Genomic DNA, 15,541 nt, shown 5'->3' with positions numbered 1-15,541 from the left:
GAATCAGGCTTTAAATCTTTCACTACCTTAAAAAGAACGATTACCCGCCACTACAGCGATATTCTTAATTATTTTGAGAAGAGAAGCACTAACGCCTCAGCAGAATCCTTTAATGCAAAAATAAAAAACTTCAGATTACAGCTCAGAGGAGTAAGAGATAAATCGTTTTTCCTGTTCAGATTATCAAAACTTTTTGCTTAGTCCACAAGTTTTGTACTTGATCCATTTATTTTAGAAAAATCCCCCATTTTCAAGCCTGAGATTAAAAACACCAAAATTTTTATTAAATAAAGTATTGTATTTTAGAATATAATATGATTTAAAGTAGAATGTAGGAATATTATAAAATAAAAAAGTACACTTTTGAAAAGTGTACTTTTATTGGGTGAATGATGGGTCTCGAACCCACGACCTTCGGAACCACAATCCGACGCTCTAACCAACTGAGCTACAATCACCGTTTTGTGAGTGCAAATATAGAGAAGATTTTTTAATTACCAAACTATTCCATCAAAATTTTTCAAAGAAATTAATTTTTCTGATGTAAAGCCCTCAGCATAAGCAACTCCCGATAAACGCCCTAAATCCTGAGCACGGTAAGTTAAGCTCTCATAAAAGTCTTTTGAGGTAATTGGCGTTTCCGGTTCCTTCGAAGTCGGATCGTAAAACTGAGTTTTGAAAGCCATACAGGCAGCAATTTTTTTATCTAAGTGCTCAGAAATATCAATACAAAATTCCGGAGTAATATTTTTCCACTGAATATAATGGAAAATATGCTTCGGTCTCCACACCTCTTGATTTTCTCCGTCTAAAACCGTCTCAATTTTTCTCAATCCGGCTAAAAAGCACGCATCCGATACTAATTTCGCTCCTTTTGCATGATCTGGATGTCTATCATCAATTGCATTCGCTAAGACGATTTCCGGCCTATATTTGCGAACCATTTTTACGATCCTCATTTGGTATTCTTCGGAATTTTCCAAAAAGCCATCTTTCATCGCTAAATTTTCTCTCGCTACCACTCCCAAAATTTTTGCAGAGTCTGCCGCTTCCACTTTTCTGGTTTCGTCTGTTCCTCTTGTTCCCAATTCTCCTCTTGTAAGATCTACGATCGCACAAATTTTCCCCTCGGAAACCAATTTGGCAATTGTACCCCCACACCCTAATTCCACATCATCCGGATGAGCGCCAAAAGCAAGTATATCTGTTTTCATTTATTCTTTAATTTATCTGTTAGAACCGTCGCTATTTATTTACACCAACGTTTCGTATTTTCAAATATAGCCATTAAAACAAAAACTTCCCAAACATTATGAATGGGAAGTTTTTTATATCTATAATTTAAATTTTAAATTACTTGTTAAGCTCTGCGTTTAATTTTACAGCATCCTGATACGTTGGATCCAACTGAACAGATTTAGCAGCATAATCTTTTGCTTTCGCAACGTCTGAATCTTTTGACAAATACGCTACCGCAAAATAAGCATACGCTAAAGTCTGCTTGTTTGCTTCAACTTCTGCAGGTTTTACTGTTGCAATGTATTTTTCGTAAGCAATTTTTGCTGCATCGTTGTTACCACCCTGCTGGTAAGAATATCCTAAACTGTAGTAAGCAGGAGCCCAATCTGGAAGAAGGGTACTCATTTTCTGCCAGGTCTGGATCGCCCCGTTCCAGTTTTTCACTTCCTGATATGCTGTTGCCAGCTTAAATAAAGCATCTGAATCCTGAGCATTAGCAGCTACCTGCTTTTTAAGACCTTCGATAGTAGGGTTTGTTGGTCCTGCATCTACATCAGCCTGAGAACCTCCTCCTGCGATTTTTGCCAGTTCCATATCCCACTTCAGTGTTTCATCTTTAGCTCCTTTTGCGATCGCAATTTTCTGTTGAGCTTCCGCCGTTAAAGCAGCCTTTTTACCAGCATCCGTTTCGGTTTTAGCCAAACCTGCTGCGATTAAACCTTGCAGCCCTTGGTCTGCTGGCTGTACTCTTGATTTTTCTGCCTGAGAAACAAAAGTATCCATTGCCTGTTTTGCCTCAGGATATTGCCCTTCAGCATATAGCTGATATGCTCTTAATTTGAATTTAATAGGATCATTAATTTTATCAAAGATTTTATCTAATACCTGCTTAGAGTTTGCATAATCTTCATTGGTAAAATACAACTTAGAAATCTCCAATTGAGTATACGGATCCTCATCAGCATATTTTGTATAGTTGATAAGATCTTGAGTAGCTTTGGCATTTTGCTGATATCTTATATCATAAGCCGCCATTATTTTATAAGCAGGGGCATAGGAAGGGTCAGTAGCAATAGCTTTATCTAAGCTTTCTTTTGCTTGCTGCCATCTTTGTGCTGCCATCCATAGAGATCCGATTCTTGTGTAAACGGAAGCCTTATTTTTAGCCAAAGGTAAAGCTTTATCGTAAGCCGTCATGGCATCACCAGGCATTCTTTTCAATCTGTAAGCATCACCTAATGTATAATAGTAGTGTGCCGGAACTCCTTTTTTCTCTGCTCTTTCAATAGCTTTATTTAGAAATTGAATAGCTAAATCAGGAGAGTTGTTTTTTTCAAATAATGTTAAAGCTTCTGCCGCTCTGAAAAGCACTTCAGCATCTTTTTCTTTAGAATCGGTTACAATCTTCTGGATTTCAGCAATTGCACCTTTATCTCCTTTTCCAAGCTTAACAGTAGCTAAACCAATCTGATTCAAATAGCTTTTTTTATCAGCAGCAAGTCCTTTGTTAAAATTATCAGTAGCAGAAGCAAAATCCGGTTCCGCCTGCTTTAGAAATGTATTTCCTAAGTAGAAATAATTTTCAGCTGTAGGAGCTGAAGCAATCATGTTCGTAAAATTAGTTTTTGCTTGAGCGAACTTATCACTGTCAATACTGTTGATACCGTCCTGCACCGTCTGTGCAAAGGCAAAGTTGGTAAAAAATACCACTGCTGCTCCAAAAGCAATCTTCTTTACATTCATATTCATTATATCTTTCATTTTATTTTATAATCAAATCGAATTATATTTACACAATTTTCAGACCAAAATAATATTTTTATTTTGGTTAAAGGATTAATTTAATACTTTTTAACGCATTTGGACTTCTCTACGGAAAATATTATATGGCTGTAATCCCTCCTTCTGCACAATCATCTGTCCCAGTTGTGTACAGGAATACCTGATAAAACCGTTGGCAATATTGAAATTCCCCTCATTTGTTAAAAAATATAAAACTCTGGTAAAAGGATAGGTCATGTTTCGCAAATTTTCATAATCCGCAGTATATAATTTTCCTTTACTTTCCACAGGAAGAATCTTTACCATGTTTCTCAGCTGCTCAGATTCTTTATCGTAAGGGCGGCTAAAAGTATTGAGACCTATTACACCAATTTTATCCGGATATTTTCCTAATTCTTCAATAATGTTCTTATTTCCGGGGATCACAGAGAATTTTAAGTCTTTAGGCTGTTTTTTAAGTTTTTGAGCTACAAAGTTCAAATTACTTGAATTGGCACCATCAAAGATGAACTCTTTGCTTTCTGACTGCATTCCTTTTGAAATTTCATCCATGGAGATGCTTTCTTTCGTGGATTCCTTCGGAACGATAAAAATCACCGCATCTGCCGCGAATTTTGAAGGTAATATCTTTAATTCAATCTGCTTTTCATAAGTTTTAATCTCTGCAGGAGTTAAATCCCTTGACATTACAGCAATTCTTGCTTTATTATTAAGCAAATCAATAAATCCCAGATCTTCTTTTTTAGTTACCACTTTAATCTTAGTTTCAGGATAATTAATCATATATCCTTCAGCCAACGCCTCTGTAACACTTTTAAACGATTCGTCCGTAAGGATAGTCAGTTCACCTTTATGGTAAGAGGGTGACTTTTCTTCCTTTTTACAGCTCATCACCAAAAAGCTTATTAACAATAGCATTGCCAATTTAATACTATTACTATTCATCACCTGACTTTTTAATTTTAGTTAAAGCTCTGTATATTCTGAAAATACCATAAATAATCAACAGGCCTCCTAATACGTAAGCAATATTGGGTTCTAAAACAGTAAAAAAAAATTTGTAAAGGATCACAACGACTCCTAAAACAATATAAAACAATCCCGTAACGAGGGATAACCAATTGAACATCATATAACAAAAATACCAAAAAAAATAAAAAAGAGAAGCATAAGCCTCTCTTTTTTAATTATTATTTAAAGATAAAAAAAATTATCCTTCAAAGTTCATTTTCACAGGGAAACGGAAACGAGAACGAACAGGCTGTCCATTAACTTTACCAGGAATCCACTTAGTTTTGATACTTTTTACGGTTCTTTCAGCTTCTCTGTTCATGTCTGAGTTGGATCCTGAAGCCTTAATCTGGCTCAAAGTTCCGTCTCTTTCAACAACGAAAGTAATTTCAGTACCTAAAGTACCTTCACCTTCTACTGAAGAACTGTCAAAATTATCCATAAACTTAGATCTGAATCCGTTGATACCTCCTGAGCTAAAGTCAGCTGCCTGGTCTACAGACTCATATACGTCATTTGTTACCTGAGGTTTAACTTCCGCAGTTGAAGCCTTAGTACCTGTAGATGGCGGTGGCGGCGGTGGTGTGTAAGCAGGAGCTTTTACACCTTCCTGTGCTACCAAACCAGTAGTTGTCTCTAACTGTTTAGAGATTGGCGGTGGTGGCGTTTCAATTTTAGGAGCTTTTACAGGCTCAGGAACTACGTTCTGAATAACCTCTATCTTCTCTTCCTCTTTTGGTGGTGGAGGTGGTGGAGGTGGTTCTTCTTCTTTCGGCTGTTCTAAAACTTTATCTTCCTGTAAAATGTCTACCAACTCTGCCTTAACTTCTTGTTTAGGTGGAGCAGTAAGCCTTTTAATCGTAAGATAAATGAAAGGAGACAAAGCCGCAATCAGGAATAATGCCGTTCCAACAATAAAAGATTTTGTCAGTAGTTTTGGGTACTGATGTCTTAAATCGTATGCACCATATTCCTTGTTTCTATTTTTAAATACAATCTCATCTAAAGTTAGATTTGGATCGTACACATTTTCATTTGCCATAGATGTACAATATTATGGTTTAAATTACTTTGCCGCCGGTGCTGCAGGAGTTCCCGCATTACCCACTTTTCTGTCGTAAATAGCTTTTTCCCAAGGTTTAAGATCAGTAACCCCGTACTGCTCGCTCTTTGTAATTGCCATTTCGTCAAGAATATCAACAAAGTTTTTATATACAGCATCGTCAGTCGGTTTGATAATCACCGTAAATTTGGTTTTATCTGCCGCACCTGCTTTTGCCTGCTCAATTACTTTTCTGATTCCCTCTCTGTCGAAAGAAGTTTCATTAAGATTCTGATCCGTTAAAGATGTGTTATCTTGTTGGTGCCAAAAAATCTTATTGTCTTTCCCTAATAATAAAGAGATAGAATTCGAAAGTTTAATTTCTGTCGGTGGAGGTTTCGGAGCGTCTGGCTTTGGTTTTGCCGGAAGTCCTAAATCCATTACATTCGGTTTAGAGAATGTAGTTGTGAACATAAAGAAGGTAATCAAAAGAAACCCTAAGTCCACCATCGGAGTCATATCTACGCGGGTATTCTGCTTCTTGGATCGAACCTTGCCGCCTTTCCCGCCTTTTTCCTGTACTTGTACTTCTGCCATTTCTAAATGATATTATTCATTAGGTTTACCTTCTTGTGATGTAATCAACCAGAATTTAAGAAAATCGATATCTCTTAAACCCTCAAACAGGCTTTTAACTTTTGGATATTCAGTAGTAACGTCACCCTTGATTGCTAATTTGTAATCAGGATTTACGGCCAAACTTTCTTTTACCCAGTCCACTAATTGCTTATTTGTACTATCCATAGGAATCCCGGTAGGACTCTTAAAATTTTTCTGCTCCTCATCTGACAAATCAAGATAGCTTTTCAGCTGGTTCATAGGAACCCCGATTGCTTGTACTTTCTGGAATGAAGCTTTTTCGTTATTGTCAAAAGTAACACCGTACTTCTGTCCCATATTTTCCAAAAGCTTTACTCTTTCAGATGCATTTTCTACTGGCTGGAAATAAAATTTTCCGTCCGGAGTAGCGTTGATAGTCATCAAACTTGCATCAGGAAGCAACTTCTCTGATATTGAAGATGGCGGTTTGATCTGCTCCACATCAGGTTTTTTAAACTGAGTGGTCAAGATAAAGAACGTAAGTAGTAGGAACGCAACGTCACACATTGCCGTCATATCCGTAACTACCCCATGTCTTTTAGGTTTGACTCTCGCCATTATTTAATGATTTTTAATTAAACTTCTTTTTACTTATACAAATACCTTGCTAATTCTTAGTTGAATTCAGCAAAAGATTGTTGGATACTCATTGCGATCTCGTCAATCTTATAAGTTAATCCGTCAATTTTAGAAGTAAAGAAGTTATAAAGGATAATAGCAACTGCAGAAGTACCAATACCTAACGCCGTGTTAATCAAGGCTTCAGAGATACCTGTAGATAGTGCAGCAGCATCAGGAGTACCACCTCCGGAACCTAACGCGAAGAACGCCTTGATCATCCCGATTACCGTACCTAAAAGTGCGATCAAAGTTGCAACCGTACCTAAAGTAGAAAGGATCATCATGTTTTTCTCCAACATTGGCATTTCAAGAGTAGTAGCCTCTTCGATCGCTTTGTTAAGCGCTACCATTTTTTGCTCTTTGTTTAGAGTAGTATCATGAGATAAAGCTTTGTAAGTAGTAAGACCTTCTTTTACTACGTTACCAACAGAACCTTGCTGTCTGTCGCACTCTTCTAAAGCTTCATCAATTTTGTTTTGGTTTAGTAAGCTTCTAACCTGTACAACGAAGTTGTCTAAGTTTCCTTTACCAGCAGCTTTACCAAGAACGAAATATCTTTCAAAAGAGAAAACGATTACAGTAATCATGAAAGTAATCAAGATTGGTACAATAACCCCTCCCTTGTAGATAATTCCTAAAAACGATTCTGGGTGAATGTCTTTCCCCTCCTTATCAGAAAAAGCAACAGATGCTCCACCAATTTCATTAGCATCTTTAAAGTTTCCTGGGTTACCTAAAACGAATAAATAAATACAAATACCTATCGCAAAAATAATAGGAATAATAACAGCCGGGTTTAAACCTCCTGCTTTTCTAGCAACTACTTGCTCATCATTTTTTGAAACATTCATTTCCATATTTAACTAAATTATATTGTTTTAAAATTTTACAGGGTGTAAATTAAAGGCAAAATTAATTAAAATGCAAGAGTCTGAAATAAACATTTTATATTTTTTTGATAAAGAAAATTTAATACAATTCCGATATTATAATTATTTTTCGAATTTTTAAAAATTTTCTTCAATTTTAACATTTACGTTAAAAAATCAAAAAAATAACCCCTTCATTTTTTTTAAATTACCAATGTTAAATTTTATTTAAATTACTATATTCACAATTCTGTGAGGCACTACAATGATTTTTGTAGGTGTTTTACCTTCTAAAATCTGAACCATTTTTTCGTCCTGAAGTACTAAATCTTCTACTTCCTTCGGTGATAACTGAGCAGAAAGTGAAATTTTAAACTTCATTTTACCATTTACACTTACCGGATAAAGAATCTCGTCTTCCACCAGGTAATCCTCGTTCAGCACAGGGAATTTCTCGAATTCAATAGATGCATTGTGACCTAAAAGACTCCAAAGCTCTTCGCAGATATGAGGTGCATATGGCGAAATGATAACGGCAAGAGGTTCTAAAATATTGCGTTTGTTACATTTTATTTTTTGCAATTCATTTACAGCAATCATAAATGAAGATACAGAAGTATTGAAAGAGAAGTTTTCGATATCGTATACTACCTTCTTTATTAAGGTATGTAAAACTTTGTATTCTGCTTTTGTCGGTTCTTCGTCAGAAACAAAGAAAGTATCCCCGTCAAAATACAGATTCCAGAATTTTTTCAGGAAACCATACACTCCACTCAAACCTTGTGTGTTCCAAGGCTTGGATTGTTCCAACGGACCTAAGAACATTTCATACAATCTTAAACCGTCTGCTCCATATTCTTCACAGATATCATCTGGGTTTACAACATTGTATTTTGACTTAGACATTTTTTCTACTTCACGGCCTGTGATGTATTTTCCGTCTTCTAAAATAAATTCTGCATCCGCGTAATCCGGTCTCCAGGTTTTGAATGCTTCCGTGTCTAATTCGTCAGAAGTTCCTTTTAATAAAGATACATCGACATGGATTGCCTGAGTTGTATAATCTTTTGCTAAATTTTTAGATACATATTGATTAGTCCCATCAATTCTATACACAAAAGCACTCATCCCCAAAATCATCCCCTGATTGATCAACTTTTGGAAAGGCTCATCATGATTAATATACCCTCTATCCTTTAAGAACATATTCCAGAAACGGGAATACAATAAGTGACCAGTAGCATGTTCGCTACCTCCTATGTATAAATCTACCTGTCCCCAATAATCCGAAAGTTCTTTGTTCGTAAAAACTTCTTCATTTTTCGGATCCATATATCTAAGGAAATACCAAGAGCTTCCAGCCCAACCAGGCATTGTAGATAGCTCTAACGGGAAAACCGTTTTTTCGTCAATTAAATTCGTATCAACAACTTTTTGGTTTACTTCGTCCCAGGCAAAAGTTTTTGCATTTCCTAATGGCGGATCACCGTCTTCAGTTGGCAAATATTTTTCAACTTCAGGAAGCTCCAAAGGCAATGCAGAAGTTGGTAATGTGTAAGGCATCCCATCCTTATAATATATAGGAACCGGCTCTCCCCAATATCTTTGTCTTGAAAAAATCGCATCACGCTGTCTGTAGTTCGTTGTTCCGTGACCGATTCCTTTTTTCTCAATCGCATCAATAATTAATGCTTTTGCATCGTTATAATTTAATCCATTTAAGAAATCAGAATTCACGCAAATCGAATCTTTAGAATCAAAAGATGCTTCCTGAACATCTTCGTCAGTTTCTACAACTTTTTTAATTTCTAAATTAAATTTCTTTGCAAATCTGTGATCACGTTCATCGTGTGCAGGAACCGCCATTACAGCTCCCGTTCCGTAACCCATCAAAACATAATCTGAAATATAGATCGGCATTTTTTCTCCGCTGAACGGATTGATCGCATAACTTCCCGTGAAAGCACCGGAAACGTTTTTCACGTCAGACATTCTATCACGTTCTGTTTTTTTGGAAGTTTCTTCAATATATGTATCTACTTCAGCTTTTTGTTCTGATGTAGTAATAGTTTCCACTAAAGGGTTTTCCGGAGCCAATACCATAAAAGTGGCTCCAAAGATGGTATCAGGTCTTGTCGTGAAAACCTCAACAATTTCGTCATGACCATCAACATTAAATTTCACCTGTGCTCCCTGAGATTTCCCGATCCAGTATTCCTGAGAATCTTTCAAAGGTTGTGGCCAGTCCAAAGTTTTTAAACCTTGCAATAATCTTTCAGAGTAAGCCGAAATTCTCATGCTCCACTGCATCATTTTCTTTTGGAAAACAGGGAAGCCTCCTCTTTCGGATTTTCCGTCTTTTATTTCGTCGTTTGCTAAAACTGTTCCTAAAGCAGGACACCAGTTTACAGTCGTTTCTGCTCTGTAGGCTAAACGGTAATTTAAAAGGATATCTTCTTTATCCATTTCAGAAGCATTTTTCCATTCTTCTGCGGTGAAATTCAATTCATCGTTCTGATTGGCATTTAATCCTTCTGTTCCTTTTTCTTCAAAACGTTTAACTAAAGTTGAAATAGCCTCCGCTTTATCTGTATCTTTATTATACCAAGAATGGAACAATTCAATGAAAATCCACTGTGTCCATTTATAATAAGAAGCATCGGAAGTTCTTACTTCTCTGCTCCAATCGAATGAGAAACCGATTTTTCTTAGCTGCTCCTCGTATCTTGTAATGTTTTGCTCAGTCGTAATCGCAGGATGTTGTCCTGTCTGAATCGCGTACTGTTCAGCAGGAAGTCCGAAACTATCGTAGCCAACCGGATGAAGCACATTGAAACCCTGATGTCTTTTGTATCTCGCATAAATATCGGAAGCAATGTATCCAAGCGGATGACCTACGTGAAGTCCTGCGCCTGATGGATACGGAAACATATCGAGAACATAAAATTTTGGTTTGTCTGTGTTATTGGAAGTCTTGTACGTTTGGTTGTCTTCCCAGTATTTCTGCCACTTTTTTTCTATCTGCTGATGATCGTAAAACACTTTATATAATAGATGTTAGATGTTAGACTTTAGATATTAGATTTTTTAATCCCAATTCTAATTTTCACAAAAATAATGAATTTAAAAGAAATGGAAATTTTAATTTTTAATTAAATAAATGAAAACAAAAAAATCTCATCCGAGGACGAGATTTATATGATGTTGATAATTCAGATTATTATAGAGTAACTCTCTTAAGGGTATAGGTTTCAGAATGGAATTCGGTAGGATCTGTTTTATCTTCAAACATAATGTTTACGGTAGTATCGCTGATACTGATAATTTTTCCCTGATCCGGCTCTACAATTCCCTGATATTTTATCTGAATAGCTTTACTATCTTTATCATACGTATAGCTGAAGTTTCTGTCGAAAGTAGGGGTACATGTGCCGGGAGTTGAACTGTCTCCCATATCTTTTCTTTTCCCGTTATTATCGATCCCAAAAACCCATCTTGATGTTTTCTGACAATCCGTATCAAAAGAAATACCGTCCGAAACAGGATCTTCTCCGATAGCAACTACTGTTACTACTTTTTTTACCGGCTGCCAGATCCCGTTAAGAGGAGCTTCCATAACAGTTTCCTCGTCGTCGTTACATCCTGTAGCTACAAATAATGATAAACCTGCAAATAATAATGCTAATTTCTTCATATATCAAATTTTTCAAGCGCTAAAATTATGATTTATTTATATTATTAAACAATTTTTTTAGAAAAATATTATTAAAATTTATTATTTCGTGTCTTTTGACTTTTCAAATGCTTTAATTTACCTTTATTTAACAAACATTCAGGAGCCGGAATAGCCTCTATTCTGTGAAAAAAACTATTTTTGCACAAAACAGTGCAAATGCAAGACATCACGAAAAACAATTTTGACTTCCTCCGCGTTCTGCTGGCTTTTATTGTTTTCCTGGGACATTTAGGAGCTTTAAGTGTTTCTCCGGAACTCAAATTTCTTGAACACAGCCCGATTGAAGTTGCCGTTTTCGGATTTTTTGTTGTCAGCGGATTTTTAATTGCAAGAAGCTACGAAAGATCTTCAAGCCTGAAAAGCTATATTAAAAAGAGAATCAAGAGAATTGTTCCCGCTTACCTGTTGGTTGTTTTTCTGTGTGCTATTTTACTGAGCTTAGTAAGCACGTATTCATTTGCAGAATATTTCAGCAATACACAGGTGTACAAATACCTCGCATGGAATTCCGTATTTTTAAATTTCAAAGCACCCTGGCTTCCCGGAGTTTTCGGAAACCAGGCGGTGAATGGAGCTCTCTGGACTCTGAAAATAGAGATGTGCTATTATTTTGCTGTTCCGTTATTGTTTTTACTTTTCGGAAAGAATAACCAATACAGAAATATCAGTTTAATCATCCTGTATTTTCTTTCGTTGGTTTATCTTAATTATTTCGAATTACAAAATAAAATTTCTTTAGCCAAGCAACTTCCCGGAACACTGTCTTATTTCATTCCCGGAATGCTGATCTATTTTAATTTTGATAAATTCATTAAACATAAAAATTTACTCTTCATCATTGCCATTATTACAGTATGGATTGATCTGTTGATCAACATCCAGCTATTTTCCCCGATGATGATTGGCATTATTACGTTATACATCGCCTATTCTTTTAAATTCTTAAATAATTTCGGAAAATATGGCGACTTCACCTATGGAATCTACATCTTCCACTTCCCCATCATCCGGACTTTTACAACATTAGGCTTATTTAAAGATTACAATCCTTTTGTTATGGCTTTTGCCTGTATGATGGTGGTTATTGCTGTAGGAGTTAGTTCGTGGCATTTTTACGAGAAAAAATTTTTATAAAACACAATATGAAAGAATTAGTTTCCATTATAACGCCATCTTATAATTCCGCAGAATTCATTGAGGAAACCATACAGTCTGTTTTAAGTCAGACCTACGAAAACTGGGAATGGCTGATTTCCGATGACCGTTCGAAAGACAACACCGTTGAAATCATTAAAAAATATAACGATCCCAGAATAAAATTACACGTTCTTGAACAAAACGGAGGTGCAGGAAATGCCCGAAACAAAAGTCTTGAAAGGGCTCAGGGAAGATATATCGCCTTCTTAGATTCCGATGACCTTTGGTATCCTGAATATCTGGAAACCATGACGGATTTTATGAAAAAAAACAACGCAGAATTGGTATACTGCAATTACTCAAGATGCGATGAACATACGATGGAGCCGATCTTGAAAGATTTTGAAGCAGATACAATCGTTACGTTTTCCAATTTGCTTAAAACCTGCAGACTTGCCCCGGTTTCAACGATGTATGACACCAAAAGAGTCGGAAAATTTTTCTTTCCGGTAAAAAGCAAGCGTGAAGATCATGTGATGTGGCTCAATTTGCTAAAAGAAATCCCGAAAGGTTATCCTTTGAAAAAAACGCTCGCAAAATACAGAATGCGCCAGAACAGCGTTTCCAGAAAGAAGAAAAATATTATTAAAGATCAATATTTAGTCTATAAAGATTTTATGGGTTTTTCAACTTTAAAGTCCCTGTACTACACCGCAAACTGGGCGTTGAACGGATTTCTGAAATATTCAAAAATTTTTAATTAAATTTAAAAATGGAATATTCAAAAGAATTCAAAGCGGCGCTCAGCAATTTTTCATCTGTAGAAAAAGACCGTCTGATTTTCAGACTCTTGAAAAAGGATAAACTTTTATCCAAAAAATTATATTTCGAATTAATCGATCCTGAAACCACAGACAACAAACGTGATGCAATGGAAGAAATTGTATCCGAAAAGGTTTTACTGGCTTCAAAATATATCGGCAACCAGAAATATTTTCTGGGAATTATTAGAAAAATCAGTGCAGAAATCACAGAGCATGTAAAGATTACCACCGATAAATTCGGGGAAGTTTCGCTTAATCTGTTACTGATTAATAAGATTTTAGAATACAACGAAGATCTTAGCCGACAAAGGTTTGACAACCTCTACAAACTTTATATTTACCTCATCAATAAAACGGTGAAGTCTCTGCTTTTAACGCAAAAACTGGACGTAGATTACTGGATGGAAATTGATGAACTGCTGGACAGTGTAAAAGAAAAAATTCTTAAAAACCATTATTTATCTAAACTTTTTATCAATAACGGCATCGATTTTAACTGGCTGACGAGCGATAAAATTCCTCAGAATTTTGATGCCATCATTAAAGAAATGAAAATCCAGGGATTTTTAAGATAAAATTTTTCTGATAATCAGTTCTGTAGAATTAGGCTTTTCCGTAATGAATTTTTCTGCATTTTTCGACATTGATTCTAACACTTCGGGATTTTTTAAAAGATAGAGGACAAAATCTGCAGCCATTCCTTCTTTCTCGAAAGCACGCCCTCCGTCTAATGAAATCAACTCATCTGCCTCAGGGTTTTTCTTGTAATGATTTCCAAAAACAACAGGAACTCCAAACGTTGCCGCTTCTAGAATATTGTGCAGTCCCGCATCATGAAAACCACCTCCAACAACAGCAATATCTGCGTAAGAATATAATTTTGAAAGCAAACCTATACTGTCAATTAATAAAATTTCATATTCATGAATGGGCAACTCGGTTTTATGTATTTCGCTATATAAAATAGCCTCAGGAAACAGCTCCTTCAATCTGTTTACTCTTTTCAGATCATGGGGAGCCACAATAAATTTTGTGTAAGGATTTCCCCGAAAAGTTTCCGCCAAAATAATTTCTTCAGACCTCCATGAACTTCCAAAAACAACCACTTTATTATTTTCCCCGATAAATTCTTTAATAAAATCTACATGATTATCCCGGGATCTTAATTGCCTCACCCGATCAAATCTAGTATCTCCGGTTACGGAAGATTTCGTTAAGCCAATACTTTTTGCCAGTGCAAAAGACATTTCCGTTTGATGAAAAAACCAATCAACATTCTTTTGCAGTTGTTTTACAAACCATTTTCCATACGAAGTAAAAAACGATTGACTGTCATAAAACAGAGCCGAAATCACATACGTCTTTGCACCTTGATTTTTTAGTTCACTTAAAAGATGATACCAATAATCATACTTCACCGTAAAATATAGTTCAACAGAAAACTGAGCAACAAATTCTTTTACCAAAGATTTTTTATCAAAAGGTAAATAACAGATGACATCTGCAATATTTTTCTTTTTAATTACATTCTCATATCCCGATGGAGAAAAGAAAGTAACTAAAATTTTGTGTTCAGGAAACTGTTCTTTCAACTGTTCTAAAACCGGCAATCCCTGTTCATATTCGCCTAAGCTTGCAGCATGCATCCAGATCACTTTATCCGACTTATTAAAAGCAGATTTAACCTTCTGAAGAGATTCTTTTCTCCCCTCAACGCCTTTTTTAGTTTTATCATTAAACAACGAAAATACCTTCATTCCGAAGATGAAAAGATTGATGAATATGTTGTAAAGAAAAGCCATCTGATAAAATTTTAAACTTCCTTTCTATCGTTATGGGTTGAAGGATTTGAGATCACTAAAAATTCCAAATCTTCCGCCGATTCATTAGAAATATAATGTTTTGTTTTTGACAAAATAGTAATGCTTTCACTCGCTTTTACAGAAAATTTTTCTTCATTGATATAAAAGATAGCCTCTCCTTTTAAAATATAGAAAAACTGTTCTGTAAATTCATGAAAATGTAATTTTTCCGCAGTACCTGAAGGCATTATTTCCTGCTTAATGGAAAGGTTTTGAGAATCTCTTAAGATCCAGCTGTCGCAGCCGTTTCCCCAAATATAATGTTTGGAATTATTTTTAGATTGGATCATTTGAAAACACCTACAAAAATGAATACTACAATTAAACTTGCAAGTATCGACAAAAATGCCGTTGTCATCGGGATCCTCGGCTTTACCGTTTCATCCACAGCATATCTGAACATATAATCCTGACTGTTTAAAAAGATAATCACAATAAGCAGATAAAGCCATCTCATAAAAATTTTCATGATCAGGAACTGGGCATATTCGTTTTCCGGAGTAATTTCCACAGGATAATTAGCAGAGCCCGGAGATCTCACCGCGTATACAAATAAAACATAAATACCCACCAAGAAACAAGGCATTAAAAAAGCATATTTCTTACTACCAAAATTATCAGCCTTACCGTCAAAATCAAAATGAATGGGAATAGTCTGGGGTAAACTTTTATAGTTTTTTATCGTAAACCACCATAAAAAAACTAATAATCCAAAATTAAAAACATCAAAAACTGTCAATAAAATATCTTCCATTTCA

Annotated in this window: 17 protein-coding genes and 1 tRNA gene; 4 read left to right on the top strand and 14 right to left on the bottom strand. The window is 35.6% G+C overall.

What is annotated here, in order from left to right:
- A partial coding sequence (locus BUA89_RS18590; RefSeq protein WP_143152336.1) for a transposase occupies positions 1-201 on the top strand: 201 nt, incomplete at its 5' end.
- 182 nt (positions 202-383) lie between these two features.
- On the opposite strand, the gene BUA89_RS18585 is transcribed toward BUA89_RS18590, so the two are convergent.
- The 11 genes from BUA89_RS18585 to BUA89_RS18535 form a co-directional block, all read right to left on the bottom strand.
- A tRNA-His gene (locus tag BUA89_RS18585) sits at positions 384-459 on the bottom strand.
- A gap of 35 nt (positions 460-494) precedes the next feature.
- Positions 495-1,214 carry a bacillithiol biosynthesis deacetylase BshB1 gene (gene bshB1 / locus BUA89_RS18580; protein ID WP_072962042.1) on the bottom strand — a complete coding sequence of 240 codons (720 nt, stop codon included), beginning with the start codon at positions 1,212-1,214 and terminating at the stop codon, positions 495-497.
- Positions 1,215-1,353: 139 nt separating this feature from the next.
- Positions 1,354-3,000, bottom strand: coding sequence for a tetratricopeptide repeat protein (locus BUA89_RS18575; protein WP_072962038.1), 1,647 nt, complete (start codon positions 2,998-3,000; stop codon positions 1,354-1,356).
- A gap of 90 nt (positions 3,001-3,090) precedes the next feature.
- The gene (locus BUA89_RS18570) at positions 3,091-3,966 is read right to left on the bottom strand and encodes a PstS family phosphate ABC transporter substrate-binding protein (protein ID WP_072962035.1); all 876 of its coding nucleotides are present in this window, start codon (positions 3,964-3,966) and stop codon (positions 3,091-3,093) included.
- Positions 3,959-4,150: a DUF308 domain-containing protein gene (locus tag BUA89_RS18565; protein ID WP_072962077.1), complete on the bottom strand. Its 192-nt coding sequence runs from the start codon at positions 4,148-4,150 to the stop codon at positions 3,959-3,961. The genes BUA89_RS18570 and BUA89_RS18565 overlap by 8 nt, the downstream gene beginning before the upstream one ends.
- A gap of 81 nt (positions 4,151-4,231) precedes the next feature.
- Positions 4,232-5,074, bottom strand: coding sequence for an energy transducer TonB (locus BUA89_RS18560; RefSeq protein ID WP_072962032.1), 843 nt, complete (start codon positions 5,072-5,074; stop codon positions 4,232-4,234).
- A gap of 24 nt (positions 5,075-5,098) precedes the next feature.
- Positions 5,099-5,671: an ExbD/TolR family protein gene (locus tag BUA89_RS18555; protein ID WP_072962028.1), complete on the bottom strand. Its 573-nt coding sequence runs from the start codon at positions 5,669-5,671 to the stop codon at positions 5,099-5,101.
- A 12-nt stretch (positions 5,672-5,683) separates the two neighbouring features.
- Positions 5,684-6,292, bottom strand: coding sequence for an ExbD/TolR family protein (locus BUA89_RS18550; protein WP_072962025.1), 609 nt, complete (start codon positions 6,290-6,292; stop codon positions 5,684-5,686).
- Positions 6,293-6,348: 56 nt separating this feature from the next.
- Positions 6,349-7,212: a MotA/TolQ/ExbB proton channel family protein gene (locus BUA89_RS18545; RefSeq protein ID WP_072962021.1), complete on the bottom strand. Its 864-nt coding sequence runs from the start codon at positions 7,210-7,212 to the stop codon at positions 6,349-6,351.
- 240 nt (positions 7,213-7,452) lie between these two features.
- Complete coding sequence (gene leuS / locus BUA89_RS18540) at positions 7,453-10,266, bottom strand: leucine--tRNA ligase (protein WP_072962017.1); 2,814 nt, start codon at positions 10,264-10,266, stop codon at positions 7,453-7,455.
- A gap of 178 nt (positions 10,267-10,444) precedes the next feature.
- Entirely contained in the window at positions 10,445-10,918 is a 474-nt protein-coding gene (locus BUA89_RS18535; protein WP_072962013.1) for a lipocalin-like domain-containing protein, read from the bottom strand.
- Between the two features lie 198 nt (positions 10,919-11,116).
- Between BUA89_RS18535 and BUA89_RS18530 the strand changes: the two genes are divergently transcribed.
- The 3 genes from BUA89_RS18530 to BUA89_RS18520 are packed head-to-tail and all read left to right on the top strand — an operon-like array spanning position 11,117 to position 13,496.
- Positions 11,117-12,094 (top strand): acyltransferase family protein, encoded by a 978-nt coding sequence (locus BUA89_RS18530; RefSeq protein WP_072962010.1) that lies wholly within the window; start codon positions 11,117-11,119, stop codon positions 12,092-12,094.
- An 8-nt stretch (positions 12,095-12,102) separates the two neighbouring features.
- A complete protein-coding gene (locus BUA89_RS18525; RefSeq protein WP_072962007.1) occupies positions 12,103-12,861 on the top strand; it encodes a glycosyltransferase family 2 protein in 759 nt (252 codons plus the stop codon).
- Between the two features lie 8 nt (positions 12,862-12,869).
- On the top strand, positions 12,870-13,496 hold the full coding sequence (locus BUA89_RS18520) for a deoxyuridine 5'-triphosphate nucleotidohydrolase (RefSeq protein WP_072962004.1): 627 nt from the start codon (positions 12,870-12,872) through the stop codon (positions 13,494-13,496).
- Here the strand turns inward: BUA89_RS18520 and BUA89_RS18515 are convergent.
- From BUA89_RS18515 to BUA89_RS18505, 3 genes are read right to left on the bottom strand one after another with little or no spacing between them, the layout of a single operon-like run.
- Complete coding sequence (locus BUA89_RS18515; RefSeq protein WP_072961999.1) at positions 13,488-14,723, bottom strand: 3-deoxy-D-manno-octulosonic acid transferase; 1,236 nt, start codon at positions 14,721-14,723, stop codon at positions 13,488-13,490. The genes BUA89_RS18520 and BUA89_RS18515 overlap by 9 nt on opposite strands.
- 11 nt (positions 14,724-14,734) lie before the next feature.
- Complete coding sequence (locus BUA89_RS18510) at positions 14,735-15,073, bottom strand: cupin domain-containing protein (RefSeq protein WP_072961996.1); 339 nt, start codon at positions 15,071-15,073, stop codon at positions 14,735-14,737.
- Positions 15,070-15,537, bottom strand: coding sequence for a DUF1648 domain-containing protein (locus BUA89_RS18505; RefSeq protein WP_072961993.1), 468 nt, complete (start codon positions 15,535-15,537; stop codon positions 15,070-15,072). Before BUA89_RS18505 ends, BUA89_RS18510 begins: the two co-directional genes overlap by 4 nt.
- Positions 15,538-15,541 lie beyond the last annotated feature (4 nt).

Source organism: Chryseobacterium arachidis, assembly GCF_900129245.1.
Classification (GTDB): domain Bacteria; phylum Bacteroidota; class Bacteroidia; order Flavobacteriales; family Weeksellaceae; genus Chryseobacterium; species Chryseobacterium arachidis.
The sequence above is the reverse complement of the archived record's forward strand: the minus strand, read 5'-3'. Positions and strand labels throughout refer to the sequence as shown.

Excerpts from the sequence above, each read along its gene's own strand:
- bshB1 (WP_072962042.1), bottom strand. The coding sequence starts at position 1,214 with ATGAAAACAGATATACTTGCTTTTGGCGCTCATCCGGATGATGTGGAA.
- BUA89_RS18575 (WP_072962038.1), bottom strand. The coding sequence starts at position 3,000 with ATGAAAGATATAATGAATATGAATGTAAAGAAGATTGCTTTTGGAGCA.
- BUA89_RS18570 (WP_072962035.1), bottom strand. The coding sequence starts at position 3,966 with ATGAATAGTAATAGTATTAAATTGGCAATGCTATTGTTAATAAGCTTT.
- BUA89_RS18565 (WP_072962077.1), bottom strand. The coding sequence starts at position 4,150 with ATGTTCAATTGGTTATCCCTCGTTACGGGATTGTTTTATATTGTTTTA.
- BUA89_RS18560 (WP_072962032.1), bottom strand. The coding sequence starts at position 5,074 with ATGGCAAATGAAAATGTGTACGATCCAAATCTAACTTTAGATGAGATT.
- BUA89_RS18555 (WP_072962028.1), bottom strand. The coding sequence starts at position 5,671 with ATGGCAGAAGTACAAGTACAGGAAAAAGGCGGGAAAGGCGGCAAGGTT.
- BUA89_RS18550 (WP_072962025.1), bottom strand. The coding sequence starts at position 6,292 with ATGGCGAGAGTCAAACCTAAAAGACATGGGGTAGTTACGGATATGACG.
- BUA89_RS18545 (WP_072962021.1), bottom strand. The coding sequence starts at position 7,212 with ATGGAAATGAATGTTTCAAAAAATGATGAGCAAGTAGTTGCTAGAAAA.
- BUA89_RS18535 (WP_072962013.1), bottom strand. The coding sequence starts at position 10,918 with ATGAAGAAATTAGCATTATTATTTGCAGGTTTATCATTATTTGTAGCT.
- BUA89_RS18530 (WP_072962010.1), top strand. The coding sequence starts at position 11,117 with ATGCAAGACATCACGAAAAACAATTTTGACTTCCTCCGCGTTCTGCTG.
- BUA89_RS18525 (WP_072962007.1), top strand. The coding sequence starts at position 12,103 with ATGAAAGAATTAGTTTCCATTATAACGCCATCTTATAATTCCGCAGAA.
- BUA89_RS18520 (WP_072962004.1), top strand. The coding sequence starts at position 12,870 with ATGGAATATTCAAAAGAATTCAAAGCGGCGCTCAGCAATTTTTCATCT.
- BUA89_RS18515 (WP_072961999.1), bottom strand. The coding sequence starts at position 14,723 with ATGGCTTTTCTTTACAACATATTCATCAATCTTTTCATCTTCGGAATG.
- BUA89_RS18510 (WP_072961996.1), bottom strand. The coding sequence starts at position 15,073 with ATGATCCAATCTAAAAATAATTCCAAACATTATATTTGGGGAAACGGC.
- BUA89_RS18505 (WP_072961993.1), bottom strand. The coding sequence starts at position 15,537 with ATGGAAGATATTTTATTGACAGTTTTTGATGTTTTTAATTTTGGATTA.